This is a genomic window from uncultured Aliiroseovarius sp. (genome assembly GCF_947497285.1).
GTDB lineage: Bacteria > Pseudomonadota > Alphaproteobacteria > Rhodobacterales > Rhodobacteraceae > Aliiroseovarius.
The window spans coordinates 241063-257717 of sequence record NZ_CANMFT010000005.1 but is presented as its reverse complement, the minus strand read 5'-3'; the positions used below and the strand labels follow the sequence as shown (position 1 = coordinate 257717).

Here is a 16655-nt window from a genome sequence, read left to right as displayed (position 1 = left end):
CGGGTTCGGGTTCGGGTTCGGGTTCGGGTTCGGGTTCGGGTTCGGGTTCGGGTTCGGGTTCGGGTTCGGGTTCGGGTGAAACCTCCGCGACCTCTTCCGGCGCCTCAAGGGCCTTTTCGGACGTCGCATCATTGGCAGGTTCTACCAAGTTTTCAATTGCGCCCTCGATCTCATCAAGCTGCTCTTCCAACGAGGCGTCAATGCCGTCTTCCGGTTCAACCCAAGGCTCCAAAGCCTCCGCAGCAGCAGCCTGTTCGGGCGTCACCTCTTCCATGTCAGCCAAGAGCGCTTCGTATTCTGCATCGGCGGTCGCCTGATCAAACTCAGGCTCAGGCTCAGGCTCAGGCTCAGGCTCAGGCTCAGGCTCAGGAATTACGTCATCTGGGGCGGTCTCTGTATCAACCACGTCCGGCGCGGCGGTTGCCACGACCTCGTCTTGTGTCGCCTCAACCAGCTCTTCCTCGCCGCCATCCTCAACGATGGCCTCAAGACCTTCTTCAAGCTTGGATGAGGATTTGAACAGACGTTCTTTGAGTTTCGAGAAAAAAGCCATGTGCGCCCTCTTGATCGCTTTCTATCCAACTATGACACATAAGTGTCGGATGGAAGGGGGCAGCGCAGGCGTTCATCCGAGCATGCCACCCCACAGGATCAAAACCTGCCCAGCAACATAGAGGGTCCAGACCGCATACCCGGCCTTCATGCGGTGGTGATGGGTATCTGACATTCGAAACAGATTGATCGCCAAGATTACGTCAGACACGATGAACAACACCGCGCCGATCACCATCCACCCGAAGGGCAGCGTCAGGGCCGCCAAGCCCATCGCGCCGATGATCACCACATAGATACGCACTGGCCATTGCAGATGCCCGGTATGGGTGGCCAGCCACAGTTCGGTCGAGACCATCAGAGCCACCAGAATGATCGCGGCCACAGGGGCGGACGAAAACGCGTCCCACAGGGGGGCATTTGACACGCTCATGAAATGAAGAATGTAAACCAAGTGCGCCAATGCGAAGGCCGACAGTCCATAAAGGAAGGGTCCATCCCCGTCCCGTGACAGCCCAAAATCGCCCAAGGCCGAAAGAAACAAGGCGGCGACAAGGAATGGCCCCACCCCACCCGCATAGGCCGCGAATGAAAAGGCCAGAACCGGCACCGTCTTGATAATCGAGCGCGACCAGGACGCCGAAGCCGAGGTCAACGGCAGATAAGCGGCCGCGCACATCAGACCAAGGATCATCAACAGGTTGCTCATGGTATCTTCCTAACGCTGCAGCCCTTAACAACAGGTGTTCGTGCGCGTGGCACGGTCCAAGCGATGCGCGGCGCGGCCCTGCGGGTCAAGCGTGACGTTGGAAGAACGCGGGCGGCTCGCTCGGGCTAAACCTCGTCCGGAAAATGTTTCATGGTGAGCAGGATGGGATTGGGTGCCGCCTGCCCCAGCCCGCAGATTGACGCGTCCTGCATGACTGTGCACAGCTCGCCCAGCAGGCCCCGATCCCAGCGATCCGCCTGCATCAGCTTCACGGCCTTCTCGCAACCAGATCGACACGGGGTGCATTGCCCGCAGCTTTCATCCTCAAAGAACCTGAGCATGTTCAGGGCCGCATCGCGCGCACTGTCCTTGTCAGACAGGACGACAACCGCCGCCGAGCCGATAAAGGTGCCGTGCGGCTGCAACGTGTCGAAATCAAGCGGGATGTCATCCATCGACGCGGGCAACAGGCCCGATGATGGACCGCCCGGCTGATAGGCTTTGAAGCTATGCCCGTCGGCCATACCGCCACAGGCGTCAATGATGTCACTAATCGTCGAGCCTGCAGGCAAAAGATGCGCGCCCGGGTTGGCAACGCGACCCGATACGGAATAGCTGCGCAGCCCCGTGCGGCCATTCTTTTCGACCGAGGTCAGGATTTCGGGGCCCTCGCGCAGAATACGAGCGACCCAGTGCAGCGTTTCGACGTTATGCACCAGTGTTGGGCGGTCGAAGATGCCCACTTGCGCCACGAAGGGCGGACGGTGGCGCGGCATACCGCGCTTGCCTTCGATGGATTCGATCATCGCGCTTTCTTCGCCGCAGATATAGGCACCTGCCCCGCGCCGCAGGTCGATATAGCCGGGCGCGACAATGCCTGCGGCCTCAAGTGCTGCAATTTCGCGGCGCAGGATCTCCAACACAGCGGGGTATTCGTCGCGCATGTAGATAAAACAGGTCTCGGCCTCGACCGCCCAGGCGGCGATCAACATGCCTTCCAGCATAAGGTGCGGCGTGCGCTCCAGATAGTAGCGGTCTTTGAAGGTGCCCGGCTCGCCCTCGTCGCCATTCACGGCCAGATAACGGGGGCCGTCATTGGCGCGCACAAAGCCCCATTTCTTCCCCGACGGGAACCCAGCCCCACCAAGCCCACGCAGACCGGCGGCCAGCACGTCGTCCTGCACGGCCTTCCAATCGCCACCCGCGCGCAGATCTTCAAGCTTGGCATAGCCTCCAGCGGCGCGATAAACCGCGAGGTCTTCATAGGCGGGCAGTTTGGCGTGTGTTTCCCCGGCGGCAATCGCTGCCTGCACCTTTTCCGGTGTCGCGTGGTCGATGTGATTGTGCCCCAGTTCCAGCACCGGGGCTGTATCGCAGCGGCCCATGCAGGGCGCGCACACGACGCGCACTTCGGCGGCATCGAGCCCATCCTCAAGGGCTTTTTGCAACGTCTCCGCCCCGGCCAACTCGCATGACAGGCTGTCACAGACACGAATGGTCAACGCGGGTGGAGGTGTCTCATCTTCGCGCACCACGTCGAAATGGGCATAGAAGCTGGCAACCTCATAGGCTTCGGCCTGACCGATCTTCAACTCATACGCCAAGGCCCGCAGATATGGGGCGGACAGGTGGCCGTGGGCGTCCTGGATCAGGTGCAGAAATTCGATCAACAGATCGCGCCGGCGGGGGCGGTCGCCCAGCAGGGCTTGGACGGCTTCCAGCGCGGCGGGATCGACCTGTCGGCCTTTCGGCTTGCGTCGCCCCTTGCCCTTACCCGATTTCCAGATGCCTTTTTTGTCGCCCAGCGCCATGTCCAACCTCAATGTGATACCGCCCCACACTAGACCCCGCGCTTACCACCGCGCTATCCAAAAACGACATGCGCTTGGCGGATTGCGTATCTTTGCCATTTGCACGATATTTCCCGCATGACGCGGGTAGGTTACGTCACGAGCGGAGGCCCTATGGCGAAAATCATCTCTCACCCTCTTCGGTTCTTTGCGGTAAGTGCCGCAACACCGATGCTGTTGATCGCGCTTGGCGCCATCTTTGGCGGCCCTTTCGCGCTGGCGGCTCTTCTCTATATGACAGCGCTGTCTTACGGCGCCGACGAGCTGATTTTGCGCATCGCTGAACCGCTTGATGAAGACGGGATCACCAAGGACGCAAACCGACTGTCCGCTGCATTGGCCATCGCGCATTTCCCCCTGTTGGCGCTGGTTGTCTTTGCCCTATCTGGCGGAACTGGCTTGGCCTTGGGTGGCCTCATCGCGACATTCCTGGCGGCTGGCTTGTTTTTTGGGCAAGTCTCTAACTCGAACGCGCATGAGTTGATCCACCGAAGCAACAGGGTGCTGCGGGGTTTGGGGAAATGGGTCTATATTTCGCTTTTGTTTGGTCACCACGCCTCGGCGCACCCCAAAGTGCACCACAGGTGGGTGGCAACGCCAGACGACCCCAACACCGCCCAGGAAGGCGAAAGCTTCTATGACTTCGCACCACGCGCTTGGAAGGGCTCGTTTTCAGCGGGCTATGACATGGAAAAACAAGATCTGGAGCGCAAGAGCGGGCGAGCGCTGAACCCCTATGTCACCTATATCGGAGGCGGTATCGCAATGGTGGTGCTGTCGATCTTTATCGGTGGGTTCGGCGGCTTGATCGGCTATCTCCTGCTCTGCGCACACGCCCAGACGCAGCTTTTGCTGTCCGATTACGTCCAACACTACGGCCTGACGCGCGCCATGCGCGACGATGGCAACTATGAACCCGTTGGCGTGAAGCACAGTTGGAACGCACCCCATTGGTTCACAAGCCACATGATGCTGAATGCCCCACGCCACTCCGACCACCACGCCCACCCGATGCGGCCATACCCAGCGCTTCACTTGCCCACCGCACTCGAAGCGCCAATGCTGCCTCATTCGTTGCCCGCAATGGCCACGATCGCACTGATCCCCAGCCTTTGGCGCAAGGTGATGTCGCGCGCTTTGACCCGCTGGCGGGCGCAGGAGGCGCAGGCATCGACAGTCCAACCGTGAGCCTCGTTCCAATGGCCGGCGGGGAACCTTGCGGCACTTTCCCCTTCACGCGGCACCACAACCGCCTATTGTGCAAGTCACGCGGCAGGCTGCCAACCGTGGGGATAATCAACAAACCCATGGCGATACGCGCCATGCAGCCCTATATTGCTATTGACGTGGCGACCGCGAAAGGAGCCTGAAATGTCTGAGAACGGATTACAGAAAACGGCATTCTTCATGCTTGTCGCCCTGATCCTCTATGTCTCGATCACGGGAGGGGCATGATGTCTCAGCGGTTCGGAGGCGAATTCAGCCCAAACGGCCAGCCTAAGACACAAGGCAAGGCGCCGGTGCGCCGCCCGTTTGACGGCAAACAACCCGCTCGCAGCGCCGGGCGGGTCAATTTTCTGTTCATCGCCCCACTGCCGCTTGCAATCCGTGCCTTCTTTCAGGACCCGGCCGGGCTTGCCATGACGCTGGCCGCTTTCGGATTGCTGATCCTGTCTGCCTGGATGACCCGAGATGGCGTTTTCGCCCACCAAGCCTATGATGCTCGCAAAATCGCGCGTCGCCCTGCCATTCCTCGCAAGATCTTCGGATCGGTATTGATGGGCGCAGGGCTGGGGCTTGCGGGGTTTGTCGGAGGCAGCATGGCAAGCGCCATCATCTTTGCAGTCCTTGGTGCCGGTTTGCATTTTGCCGCTTTCGGCCCGGACCCCCTGCGCAACAAAGGGGTGGATGGCGTGGACACATTCCAGACCGACCGCGTTGCCCGCGCCGTGACCGAAGCAGAAAAGCACTTGTCCGCGATGAAAGAGTCCATCGGGCGCACGCGTGATCGCCACCTTCAAGCGCGGATCGACAGCTTTTCCACCACTGCGCGCGAAATGTTTCGCACGGTCGAAGATGACCCGCGTGACCTGACCGCCGCGCGCAAATATCTGGGCGTCTATCTTCTGGGGGCCCGCGACGCGACAACCAAGTTCGTCGATATCTACCAACGCGAACCCAAAGGCGGTGCGCGGGCTGCCTATGAAACGCTTCTGGACGATCTGGAAGCAAATTTCACAGCCCGCACCCAGCAATTTCTAAGCGATAACCGCACGGACCTTGATGTTGAAATCGAGGTTCTGCGCGAAAGACTGGCACGCGAAGGCGTGCGTATGGAGTAACTTGTGAGGATTTCCCAATGACCGAGACCATTCGCCAAAGGGCCGCAGCTGCCCTGAAAGACATCGAAGAAGTGACAGCCGTCGTGCTGCCTGAACCCAGCACCGCCCTTGTGCCGTTGAAAAAGGCCAACAAGAAGGTCTCTGCTGAAATCGAAAAGCGCATGGCTGAAATTGACATGAGCAACACCCAGTCGATCATCGAGTTTGGCACAGCCGCGCAGTCAGAACTGCAAGTGATCAGCCAAGACATGCTGGCCGGTGTGCGCAACAAGGATGTTGGTCCTGCTGGGGATGGGCTGCGCAACATCGTGACCACGATCCGTGGTTTTTCGATCAGTGAACTGGACATGCGCCGTGAACGCAGTTGGTGGGAAAAACTTCTGGGGCGCGCAGCCCCCGCCGCAAAATTCATGGCCCGCTACGAAGATGTTCAGGGCCAGATCGACAGGGTCACGGACAACCTCCTGACCCACGAACACACGCTTCTCAAGGATATCAAGTCGCTCGACAAGCTCTATGAAAAGACGCTTGAGTTCTATGACGAGCTGGCGCTGTATATCTCGGCCGGTGAAGCCAAGTTGGCCGAGCTGGACGACACCGTGATCCCTGCGAAAGAGGCCGAAGTTGCCGCCGCACCTGAAGATCAGGGTGTGATCAAGGCGCAAGAGCTGCGTGACCTGCGTGCCGCGCGTGATGATCTGGAACGCCGCGTGCATGACCTGAAACTGACCCGCCAGGTGACGATGCAGTCCCTGCCTTCGATCCGGTTGGTTCAGGAAAATGACAAATCACTGGTGACGAAAATCAACTCGACCCTCGTCAACACCGTGCCTCTGTGGGAAACACAGCTTGCACAGGCGGTAACCATTCAGCGGTCTGCAGATGCAGCGGCCGCGGTGAAGGGTGCAACCGACCTGACCAACGAGCTTTTGACGGCCAACGCAAAGAACCTGCGCGACGCCAACAAGATTGTGCGCGAGGAAATGGAGCGCGGCGTCTTCGATATCGAAGCCGTCAAGCAAGCCAACGCCGACCTGATCGCAACCATCGAAGAAAGCCTTGCGATCGCCGACGAAGGCAAAGCGAAACGCGCAGCCGCCGAAGAGGAGTTGATCAAGATGGAGGCAGAGCTGAAGGACACTCTTGCGTCTGCCAAGGCACGCGGTACGGCATCCGGTCATAACATGGCCAGCGCCGTTCCTGGCGCCTAGGCCTGACCAGGCGAAGGGGAAAAGATGCGGCGAAACGCAGTCAAGATGGCAACCGGAGCGCTGGCGGTATCGCTGGCGCTTTCGGCGTGCAACAGCACTGGTCCCGGCATGACCGGCCTGCCGTCGTCGCCGGCACCTAAACCACGTGCTGTCGCCGCACCTTCCCTGCCCGGACCAAACAGCGACGCACTGGCCGCCTACTATGCCAGCGTTCAGCGCAGCCTGTTGACGCAGGGGCTTTTGCGGACCGATGGCGGGGGCGCGGACGTGCCGTTCAGCGCCGCGATGCTGGCGCGCAATTTCGAACGCATTGCCTTCTTTCAGGAATATGCAGCGTCAGGGGGGCAGCTTGTTGCACGCGAAAACGCCTCGCGTCTGACGCGCTGGCAAAAACCGGTGCAGATCTCGATCAAGTTTGGTCCGACCGTGTCGGATGAAAAGCAAACCAAGGATCGCGCAACACTTTCCAAATACGCGCGCAGGCTGGCGCGGGTGACGGGGCATCCGATCTCGACCGTTGCAGAGGGCGGGAATTTCCGCGTCTATGTCTTGAACGAAGACGAACGTCGCGCGTTCGGGCCAGAGCTGCGCCGCGTCGTGCCCGGCATCAGCGCCGCCAGTCAACGCGCCGTTCTGAACATGCCGCGCGACACGTATTGCCTTGTCTTTGCCCGCGATCCGGCCAACTCCGGCCACTTCGAACAAGCCGTCGCTGTTATCCGCGGCGAACACCCCGATCTGATGCGCACGGCCTGTATCCACGAAGAGGTTGCCCAAGGTCTGGGCTTGTCGAATGACAGCCCACAGGCGCGCCCCTCGATCTTTAATGATGACGAGGAATTCGGCCTGCTGACAACGCATGACGAAATGCTTTTACGCATGCTGTATGACGACCGGATGCGTCCCGGCATGTCGGCACAGCAAGCACGCCCGCTGATCACCCAAATTGCCGCCGAACTGACGGGCGGCCCTGTATGACAGACACTCCAAGGAGCGAACGCAAAAATGGGAATTCTTGATTTTCTGACCGGTGAATTCATTGACGTGATTCACTGGGTCGACGACACCCGCGACACCATGGTCTGGCGTTTCGAACGCGAAGATCACGAGATCAAATACGGCGCCAAGCTGACCGTGCGCGAAGGCCAGTCTGCTGTTTTCGTCCACGAAGGCCAGCTGGCCGATGTGTTCACACCCGGTCTTTACATGTTGGAAACCAACAACATGCCGATCCTGACCACGATCAACCACTGGGATCATGGGTTCAAGTCGCCATTCAAATCCGAGATCTATTTCGTCAACACCACCCGGTTCAATGACCTGAAATGGGGCACCAAGAACCCGATCATGCTGCGCGATCCCGAGTTTGGCCCGACGCGCATCCGCGCCTTTGGCACCTATAGCGTGCGCATTTCGGACCCGGCCCGGTTCCTTGTCGAAATCGTCGGCACAGATGGCGAGTTCACGATGGACGAGATCAGCTATCAGATCCGCAACATCATTGTGCAGGCCTTCAGTCGCGTGATTGCAGGCGCTGGCATCCCGGTTCTGGATATGGCCGCGAACACCGCCGATCTGGGCAAGCTGATTGCCACCGAGATATCTGGCATTGTCGCCGAATATGGGCTGACAATCCCTGAATTCTACATCGAAAACATCTCGCTCCCGCCGGCGGTCGAAGCCGCGCTGGACAAGCGCACGTCGATGGGCATCGCAGGCGATCTGGGGGCGTTCACGCAGTATTCCGCCGCCGAGGCCATGACAGCCGCTGCACAAAATCCCAACGGTGGGGGGGGCATGGGGGCCGGACTTGGAATGGGCATGGGCATGGCGATGGCGGGCCAGATGGCTCAAGCCGGACCATGGGGTGCCGCGCCGCAAGCCGCGGGTGCGTCGCATACGCCACCGCCGCCGCCGGTCGAACATGTCTGGCACATCGCCGCGAACGGCAAAACCGAAGGGCCGTATTCAAAAGCGACGCTTGGGCGCATGGCTGCTTCGGGCGATCTGGCGCGCGACAGCCATGTCTGGACCCCGGGTCAGGACGGCTGGAAACGCGCAGGCGACATTGCCGAACTTGCCCAGCTGTTCACTATCCTGCCACCGCCGCCGCCCGGCGCTTGACCCGCAGTGATTGGACAGGGGCAGCCTTGATTGCCCCTGCGCCACTGCCTGACTGCACGAGGCTTCTCTGATGGCTTTCCCGCGTGAAGACACCCAGACCACGCCGCTTGAACAGCACCGGTTTCCCTGTGATCAGTGCGGAGCGGACCTGCGCTTCGATCCTGAACACAACCAACTGACCTGTGATCATTGCGGGTTCCACAAGCCTATTGACGACCGATCAATGGCGCCGCCTGCCATTCGGGAACTCGACTTCAAGCGCGCATTGAACGCTCAACTTCCCGACACCGAGATCGAAGAGACACGGGTTGTCATTTGCCCGAACTGTGCCGCGCAGACCGAATTTGACGACAGTACACACGCTGCAGAATGTCCGTTTTGCGCAACGCCCATCGTCACGGACACCGGGCGGCACCGGCAGATCAAACCCAAGGGTCTTGCCCCGTTCGAGATCGAGGAAACCGATGCGCGCAAAGCCATGACAGATTGGCTGGGGCGGCTTTGGTTCGCCCCGAACGGTTTGCGCAACTATGCCCGCAAGGGGCGCAAGATGACCGGCATATATGTGCCCTACTGGACCTTCGACGCCGACACCAAAACGCAGTATTCCGGCCAACGCGGCACCGTGCATGAACGCGAACGCACCGTCGTGGTCAACGGCGAACGAACGACGCGTCGCACACAGCATGTGCGTTGGCAATCCGTGTCCGGGCAGGTAGCACGGTTCTTTGACGACACGCTTGTGCTGGCCTCGCGGGGCTTGCCGAAATCCTATACCGACGCGCTTGAACCTTGGGATTTGTCCCGGCTGGAACCCTACCGTCCCGAATATCTGGCTGGTTTCCGCGCCGAAGGCTATACGGTCGATCTGGAAGACGGCTTTAGCGAAGCGCGCGACCTGATGAACCGGGTCATTCTGCGCGATGTAAAGTTCGACATTGGCGGGGACCGACAGCGCGTCAGCGCGATGGACACGACCATGACAGATGTGACCTTCAAGCACATTTTGCTGCCGGTTTGGCTTGCGGCCTACAAATACCGCGGAAAAACCTATCGGTTTGTCGTCAACGGGCAGAACGGTCGCGTGCAGGGTGAACGCCCATTCTCGGCATGGAAAATCGCGTTCGCCGTGATTTTGGGGCTGATCGCGGCGGGTGTGATCGGCTATTTGTCAGCGCAAAGCCAATAAGGGGATCCGATGCAGTTCGATGAGTTCAACGCGCTTTTGAGCGCTCGCCATTCGTGTCGCGCGTTCAAGCCTGATCCGCTGCCAGATGGCGTGATCGAAAAAATCCTGCTGGCCGCGCAAAAGGTGCCCAGCTGGTGCAACGCGCAACCTTGGCAGGTTGATGTGACCTGCGGTGACGAAACCGACCGCCTGCGCCTTGCGCTTCACGACCACGCGACCCGGGTCGCACAGACACCGGATGTTAAGTGGCCCAGCGCCTACACCGGCCCTTACCAAGCCCGGCGCAAGACCTGTGGGTTGCAGCTTTACGACAGCGTCGGCATAGAGCGCGGCGACCGTCAGGCCTCGGCCCGACAAATGCTGGAAAACTTCCAATTCTTCGGCGCGCCTCATATGGCGCTGGTCACTGCCCCGGCTGAACTAGGTGCCTATGCCTATCTTGACTGCGGAGGCTTCTTGACCGGCTTCACACTGGCCGCGACAGCCTTGGGGGTTGCGTCCATTCCGCAAGCCGCGGTCGCGGCTTTCGCGCCGTTCCTGCGCGACTGGTTCAAGCTGCCGGCAGACCGCGTGATCCTGTGCGGGATCTCGTTTGGATTTGCAGATGACACCCACCCCGCCAACGCCTTTCGCACCGACCGCGCCCCGCTTGACGAATGGGTCCGCTGGCACGGATCGAAGGTCTCGCTATGAGGGCGGTGATCCAAAGAGTCAGCAAGGCCTCGGTCAGCGTTGACGAAGATACCATCGGGAAGATCGGTCCCGGCTTGTTGATCCTGGTCTGTGCCATGGACGGAGACAGCGACGGGAATGCCGCCGCGCTGGCTGCCAAGATATCAAAGTTGCGCATCTTCAAGGATGAGGCAGGCAAAATGAACCGCGCGCTGATCGATACAGGCGGAGCCGCGCTTGTGGTCAGCCAGTTCACTTTGGCCGCCGACACGTCGCGTGGCAACCGCCCCGGCTTTTCAACTGCGGCCCATCCGGACGAGGGCGCTCGGCTGTATGAGCATTTCGCCGATCAGTTGCGAGGACATGGGATATCAGTTGCGCAAGGGCGTTTCGGTGCGGATATGGACGTGTCGCTGGTCAATGACGGTCCCGTTACGATCTGGATGGACCTTTAGCCCCAAAGACCCGCGTCAATATCCGGCCTTGCGATCGACCAGATGCAACAGCGGTTCGCCCGCCTCACTCCGGCGAATGTTTTCGACCACGACGCGCGCCGCCGACACTGGCCGCGTGTCTGACGCGATATGCGGGGTCACCGTCACCCTTGGATGCGCCCAATACGGGTGGTCGTCAGGCAACGGTTCAACCCGGAACACGTCCAGCGTGGCGTGCGCGATATGCCCTTCGTCCAGCGCGGCCAACAGGGCTTGATCATCAATCAGCGGCCCCCGGCCCGGATTGATGATCACGGCCCCGCGCGGAAGCGCCGCCAGACGTTCACCATTCAGCAGATTTTCTGTCGCAGATGTGTCAGGCAGCAGCAGAACAAGGATCTCTGACTGCGCCAGAACGTCTTGCAAACCCGCGTCTGCGTGATGGCAGCAAATCCCCTCGATCTCTTTCGCACGACGGCTCCAGCCCATGACCTGAAAGTTCAGCGCTGCCAGGGCTTGGGCGCAGGCCGTTCCCAGCACGCCCAGCCCAAGAATGCCGACCCTGCGGTCACGCGCCAGAGGTGGCGCCGCACGGCCCCAACTGGGCTTGGTTCGTGTGATGTCGGCATCCATACCAAGGTGATGGCGCAGAACATGCCCCACGACCCATTCGGTCATGCCTTCGGATAAACCGCGATCAACCATCCGCGTATAGGGCTGGGTCAGGGTTTGGTTGGCGATGACCTTTTCCGCCCCCGCCCAAAGCCCCAAGACCGCCTTTGCGCGTGTGAACGGCGAAAAGTCCTGAAGTGGGCCGTTTGGCGCATAAACGATATAGTCCACCTCCGCTGCAGGCAGATCGCAGGACAGCGTTGCTGTGACGCCTGCTTCGGCCAATGAAGCGCGCAGTTCAGCTTGGTAGATCGACCAACGGCTTGGGTTTCCCGCGTAGAGGATATTGATGCTCATCTCTTCTGCCTTGCCCTGTGCACATGGGCGCTTTGAACCAGTCCGAAGCCGACCAAAAGAACCAACATCGCAGAGCCCCCATAGCTGACCATAGGCAGCGGCACGCCCACCACCGGGGCAAGCCCCATGACCATCGACATGTTCACAGCGAAGAAAAGAAAGAACGTGACCGCGACGCCAAGGATCAAAAGCGAACTGAAGCGGTCCTTGTTCTGAAACGCAGCCGCCACACAGAAGGCGATGATCAGCACATACAGCGCCAAAAGGGACGCGCCCCCCAGAAAGCCAAATTCCTCGGCCAAGGTGGTGAAAATGAAGTCCGTGTGTTTCTCGGGAAGGAAGTTCAGCCGCGACTGCGTGCCTTGCATGAACCCGCGCCCCGTCCAGCCGCCCGACCCAAGCGCAATCTTGGACTGGGTGATGTGATAGCCCGCGCCAAGCGGATCAGACGCCGGATCAAGGAACGTATCAATGCGCCGGTATTGGTAATTCTTGAGCAACTGCCAATCTGTGCCACGCGACATGAAGACCGAGGTCACAAGCCCCACACCCGAGGCCACCACCGCGCCGAAATACCAAAGGCTGACGCCAGCCAAGAACATCATTGCCCCACCGCCAGCGATCAGCAGGATCGAGGTGCCAAGATCAGGTTGTTTCAAGACCAGCGCAGTTGGCAGAAGGATCAGGATGATCGGCACCAGAACCCAGAACGGGCGCGACACCTTCTTCACGTCCAACCAGTCGTAATAGGCCGCCAAGATCATCACCAAGGTGATCTTGGTCAGTTCAGAGGGTTGAAGCCGAATAAATCCAAGGTCGATCCACCGCTGCGCACCCATCCCGGTCGAGCCAATGAATTCGACCAGAACCAGCAGCAGGATCGAGATGATATAGCCAAGACCCGCCATATTGCGCCAAAACCAGATCGGCACCATCGCAATGGCGAACATCAGCCCCATCCCCAGCGCAAATCGCTTCATCTGGGCGGCGGCCCAAGGCTCCATGCTGCCGCCAGCAACCGAATAGAGCATCAAGAACCCCACCCCGGCCACAGCCGACAACAGCAGCACTAAAAACCAGTTGATATGGAGCACTTTGCGTAAACCCGAGGGCACGTATTTTACGTTGTATTCCAGAAAGCTCATGCGCGGTTGCTTTCATCCACAAACCGTTCGGCCGGTGGGCGGCTCAGCAGTTCCTCGATTTCGCGCTGGCGCGACCGGATCGTGCCGCGTTGGCTTGAAGGATACGCCTCTAGTGGTGGTTGTCCGCCATAGACCGCTTGCAAAAGGATATCGCGCGCAATGGGGGCAGCTGCGGTCGAGCCACCGCCTCCATGTTCCACCACCACTGACACGGCATAGCGCGACGTTTCGGTCGGTGCATAGCAGACAAACAGCGCGTGATCGCGGCGGTTCCAGGGAAGGTCTTCGTTGCGAAAGACGCCGCGTGCCCGTTCGGCCTTGGTGATATTGCGCACTTGGCTGGTGCCGGTTTTGCCCGCCATGCGCAACCCGTCCGCCACGACCTTCGAGCGGCCGCCGGTGCCACGGCGCGCGTTCACGACCTCGTACATCCCCTGCCGCACAAGCGCCAAATTCTCTGCGTTGATCTCCATCTGACCGTCGTCAAGCACCGGTTGCTCAACACCGTTGATCGCGCGCACCAAACGTGGCGAAATGGCTTTCCCGGTCGAAATGCGCGCCGTCATCACCGCCAGTTGCAGTGGCGAGGCAAGAACGAAGCCTTGTCCAATTCCCGCATTCAGACTGTCGCCGATAACCCATTCTGCCCCGCGTGCTTCCAGTTTCCATGCTTTCGTCGGAACCAGACCCTGCGCGACGGCCGACAGGGGCAAATCATGACGATGTCCAAGCCCCAGACGCCGGGCCATCGCGGCAATCTTTTCGATCCCGACCCGTTGGGCGATTTCGTAGTAATAGATATCGCAGCTTTCGCGCAGACTTTTCACCAGATCGACCTTGCCGTGACCGGCCCGCTTCCAACAGTGGAACCTGCGTGAATGCACCTCGACATGGCCGTTGCATTTGACAATTTCACCGGGTCTGATCACGCCTTCTTCCAGCGCAGCCAGCGCGGTAACCATCTTGAAGGTCGATCCGGGGGGATAGGTGCCTTGCGCTGTCTTGGCCGCCAGCGGGCGATAGGGGTCTTCCAACAGCGATTTGTAATCGGCGCTGGATATGCCACGCACAAACTTGTTCGGGTCGAAAGACGGGGCCGAGCCGATGGCTAGGATATCGCCTGTCTGCGTGTCCAGCACCACTGCGGCAGAGCTTTCACCCGCCATACGCGCCTGAACATAGGCCTGAAGGTCAGCATCGACCGTCAACTGGATGTTGTCGCCCGCCTTGCCTTCCTCGCGCCCCAGTTCGCGCATTTCGCGCCCGACGGCGTTGACCTCAACCTCGCGGGTGCCGGCTGATCCACGCAAATCAAGCTCCAGCTTGGCTTCGACACCGCTTTTGCCAATTTGAAAGCGCGGGATCTGCAACAGGGGGTCTGGGTCCTCCAGCCGGCCAAGGTCATAGTCCGATACCGGGCCAACATAGCCCACCACATGGGCAAAATCCGATGCGCGCGGATAGATGCGCGACAGCCCGACCTCGGGCGTGACGCCGGGCAGCACGGGGGCATTCACAGCGACCTCAGCCACATCGGCCCAATCGACACGATCGGCCACGGTCACCGGAACGAACGAACTGCGCCGGCTCATTTCGTCAAGGGCGCGGCGAATGTCGGCGTCGTCAATCCAAATGATCTTGCGCAGCGTGTTCAGCACCTTTTTCGGGTCGCCTGCGTCCTCGCGCACCATGACAATGCGGTAATTTTGTTCGTTGCCCGCAATCAATTTGCCATTGCGGTCATGGATCAGCCCACGCGCGGGTGGGATCAGCTGAAACTTGATCCGGTTTTCTTCGGCGAGCGTTCGGTATTCCTCGGTTTGGTCAACCTGCATGAACCGCATGCGCCCCACCAAAAGGGCGGCAAACGACACCTGCAAGGCCCCAAGAACCAAGCCCCGCCGGGTAATGACGCGCGCACTTTTCTCTGTATCAGCTGGCGATCGCTTCATGCGGCCCGCCTCGCAATCGGGTCATCCCCCGGCTGCAATTTGACAACGCCCAAGACATAGACCGACACGAATACAATCAGCGGATAAGCCATTGCCGTTGACAAAAACTGCATAAGCGCCCGCCCAAATGGCACCTGATCCACGAAGAACACGACCAGCAACAGGCGTTGCGCCACCAACATCGCAAACATGGTGGCCACCACCATACCCCATTCCACCAGAAAAGGCTGCTCGCGCAGGCTGGTTTCACGACGGCGCAGAAACTCGACCCCTGCAACCACCATCAAGGACCAAACCCCCGGAACCCGTTGAAACAGCATGTCCATGAGAAAGAATAGCACAGCCACCAACATAACCGGCACGTAATCCGGGCGGCGCAGCACCCAGGCAAAGCAGATCGCCAACAAAAGGTCCGGGCCTGGCAAACGGCCCGGCGTCAGGTCAATCGGCAACAGGCGGGCAAACAAAATCGCCGCGGCAATGCTCACCAGCACAAGCCAAAAGAGCCATCGGATCAATGTCAGGCGATCTGTCATCGATCATCCCCATCCGTCAGCGGCTGGTCCCCGCCTTCGTTGTCCACACCGAACACCTGCTGGGGCATCGGCGGCAAAGCAGGTGTCGAGATGATCAGAGCGCCGTCATCTTCAACCTTTTCGCCCGGATGGCTGCGCAACACGCGCAGGAACTCCAGCCGTTCATAGTCGGCGGCCAACCGGACCCGCAAACGGCGATCCGTTCCCATCGCGACATGACCAACCAAAAGCCCTGCCGGAAACACGCCCCCATCACCCGATGACACCACGCGGTCACCGGGGCGCACCTTCTCGGGCGCCTCCAGAAACTCGACCGGCGGCGCGGCCGAGTTATCGCCGACCAGCAATGCGGTCTGCCCCGAGGGTTGCACCATGATCGGAATGCGGCTGTTGCTGTCCGTCAGCAAGATGACGCGGCTGGTCTGCTGGCCAACGCCAGAAATGCGCCCGACCAGACCCAGACCATCGGTGGTCGCCCAGCCATCAACGATCCCGTCGCGCGCGCCAATGTTCAAAAGAACCGACTGGCGAAAGGGTGACCCGCTATCGGCCAGAACCACCCCAGTGACAAAAGACAGCTGCGCATCCAGTCGCACATTGTTCAGGTTCAGAAGCTGCGCGTTTTCCTGTTCCAACTGAAGCGCCGCTTCTTTCCACGCTTTCATCTGTTGCAATTCGCGACGCAGTTCCTGGTTCTGTTCATAGATCCGCTGGTAGGACTGAAAACCTTCGACCATTCCAACCAATCGGGTGACCGGGACAAGCGCCCAGTCGAAACTTGGCACCACGCGGTCTACCAGATTGGCGCGAAACCGTTCGACCCGAGGACTGTCGATGCGCCAGACCAGAAACATCAGGAATAGACTCGCCATCAGAAGGCCGACAAGCAGCCTGCGCATCGGGCGGGCGTAGATGTCGCTCTGATTGGTCTTCATTGCCAAAATGGCCTCCGGTTACCCCAGAAGGTTAC

General features: G+C 60.0%; 15 protein-coding genes and 1 pseudogene. 8 read left to right on the top strand and 8 right to left on the bottom strand.

The features are described from left to right. From Q0864_RS11395 to Q0864_RS11385, 3 genes and pseudogenes are all read right to left on the bottom strand, one after another. Nucleotides 1–553, bottom strand: a pseudogene (locus tag Q0864_RS11395) (signal recognition particle-docking protein FtsY); the annotation flags it as partial. Nucleotides 554–625: 72 nt separating this feature from the next. Next, nucleotides 626–1261, bottom strand: coding sequence for a lysoplasmalogenase (locus Q0864_RS11390; protein WP_298569482.1), 636 nt, complete (start codon nucleotides 1259–1261; stop codon nucleotides 626–628). 125 nt (nucleotides 1262–1386) lie between these two features. After that, complete coding sequence (locus Q0864_RS11385) at nucleotides 1387–3072, bottom strand: NAD(P)H-dependent oxidoreductase subunit E (RefSeq protein WP_298569479.1); 1686 nt, start codon at nucleotides 3070–3072, stop codon at nucleotides 1387–1389. Between the two features lie 153 nt (nucleotides 3073–3225). On the opposite strand from Q0864_RS11385, the gene Q0864_RS11380 reads away from it, so the two are divergent. From Q0864_RS11380 to dtd, 8 genes are all read left to right on the top strand, one after another. After that, the gene (locus tag Q0864_RS11380; protein ID WP_298569476.1) at nucleotides 3226–4299 is read left to right on the top strand and encodes an alkane 1-monooxygenase; all 1074 of its coding nucleotides are present in this window, start codon (nucleotides 3226–3228) and stop codon (nucleotides 4297–4299) included. 266 nt (nucleotides 4300–4565) lie between these two features. After that, on the top strand, nucleotides 4566–5453 hold the full coding sequence (locus Q0864_RS11375; RefSeq protein WP_298569472.1) for a 5-bromo-4-chloroindolyl phosphate hydrolysis family protein: 888 nt from the start codon (nucleotides 4566–4568) through the stop codon (nucleotides 5451–5453). 17 nt (nucleotides 5454–5470) lie between these two features. After that, nucleotides 5471–6664, top strand: coding sequence for a toxic anion resistance protein (locus Q0864_RS11370; protein WP_298569469.1), 1194 nt, complete (start codon nucleotides 5471–5473; stop codon nucleotides 6662–6664). A 24-nt stretch (nucleotides 6665–6688) separates the two neighbouring features. Further along, nucleotides 6689–7642 carry a DUF2927 domain-containing protein gene (locus Q0864_RS11365; protein WP_298569428.1) on the top strand — a complete coding sequence of 318 codons (954 nt, stop codon included), beginning with the start codon at nucleotides 6689–6691 and terminating at the stop codon, nucleotides 7640–7642. Between the two features lie 27 nt (nucleotides 7643–7669). Beyond that, entirely contained in the window at nucleotides 7670–8788 is a 1119-nt protein-coding gene (locus Q0864_RS11360) for an SPFH domain-containing protein (RefSeq protein ID WP_298569426.1), read from the top strand. Between the two features lie 70 nt (nucleotides 8789–8858). After that, nucleotides 8859–9977, top strand: coding sequence for a primosomal protein N' (replication factor Y) - superfamily II helicase (locus Q0864_RS11355; protein WP_298569423.1), 1119 nt, complete (start codon nucleotides 8859–8861; stop codon nucleotides 9975–9977). 9 nt (nucleotides 9978–9986) lie between these two features. After that, a complete protein-coding gene (locus Q0864_RS11350; RefSeq protein ID WP_298569420.1) occupies nucleotides 9987–10670 on the top strand; it encodes a nitroreductase in 684 nt (227 codons plus the stop codon). Next, the gene (gene dtd, locus Q0864_RS11345; protein WP_298569417.1) at nucleotides 10667–11104 is read left to right on the top strand and encodes a D-aminoacyl-tRNA deacylase; all 438 of its coding nucleotides are present in this window, start codon (nucleotides 10667–10669) and stop codon (nucleotides 11102–11104) included. The genes Q0864_RS11350 and dtd overlap by 4 nt, the downstream gene beginning before the upstream one ends. Before the next feature lie 15 nt (nucleotides 11105–11119). On the opposite strand, the gene Q0864_RS11340 is transcribed toward dtd, so the two are convergent. The 5 genes from Q0864_RS11340 to mreC are packed head-to-tail and all read right to left on the bottom strand — an operon-like array spanning nucleotide 11120 to nucleotide 16620. Beyond that, nucleotides 11120–12052 (bottom strand): glyoxylate/hydroxypyruvate reductase A, encoded by a 933-nt coding sequence (locus Q0864_RS11340; protein WP_298569414.1) that lies wholly within the window; start codon nucleotides 12050–12052, stop codon nucleotides 11120–11122. After that, complete coding sequence (gene rodA / locus Q0864_RS11335) at nucleotides 12049–13197, bottom strand: rod shape-determining protein RodA (RefSeq protein ID WP_298569411.1); 1149 nt, start codon at nucleotides 13195–13197, stop codon at nucleotides 12049–12051. Before rodA ends, Q0864_RS11340 begins: the two co-directional genes overlap by 4 nt. Next, nucleotides 13194–15149, bottom strand: a complete 1956-nt coding sequence (mrdA, locus tag Q0864_RS11330; protein ID WP_298569409.1) for a penicillin-binding protein 2 — start codon at nucleotides 15147–15149, stop codon at nucleotides 13194–13196. The genes rodA and mrdA overlap by 4 nt, the downstream gene beginning before the upstream one ends. Then, the gene (locus Q0864_RS11325; RefSeq protein ID WP_298569407.1) at nucleotides 15146–15685 is read right to left on the bottom strand and encodes a rod shape-determining protein MreD; all 540 of its coding nucleotides are present in this window, start codon (nucleotides 15683–15685) and stop codon (nucleotides 15146–15148) included. The genes mrdA and Q0864_RS11325 overlap by 4 nt, the downstream gene beginning before the upstream one ends. After that, a complete protein-coding gene (mreC, locus tag Q0864_RS11320; RefSeq protein WP_298569405.1) occupies nucleotides 15682–16620 on the bottom strand; it encodes a rod shape-determining protein MreC in 939 nt (312 codons plus the stop codon). Before mreC ends, Q0864_RS11325 begins: the two co-directional genes overlap by 4 nt. Nucleotides 16621–16655: the final 35 nt, after the last annotated feature.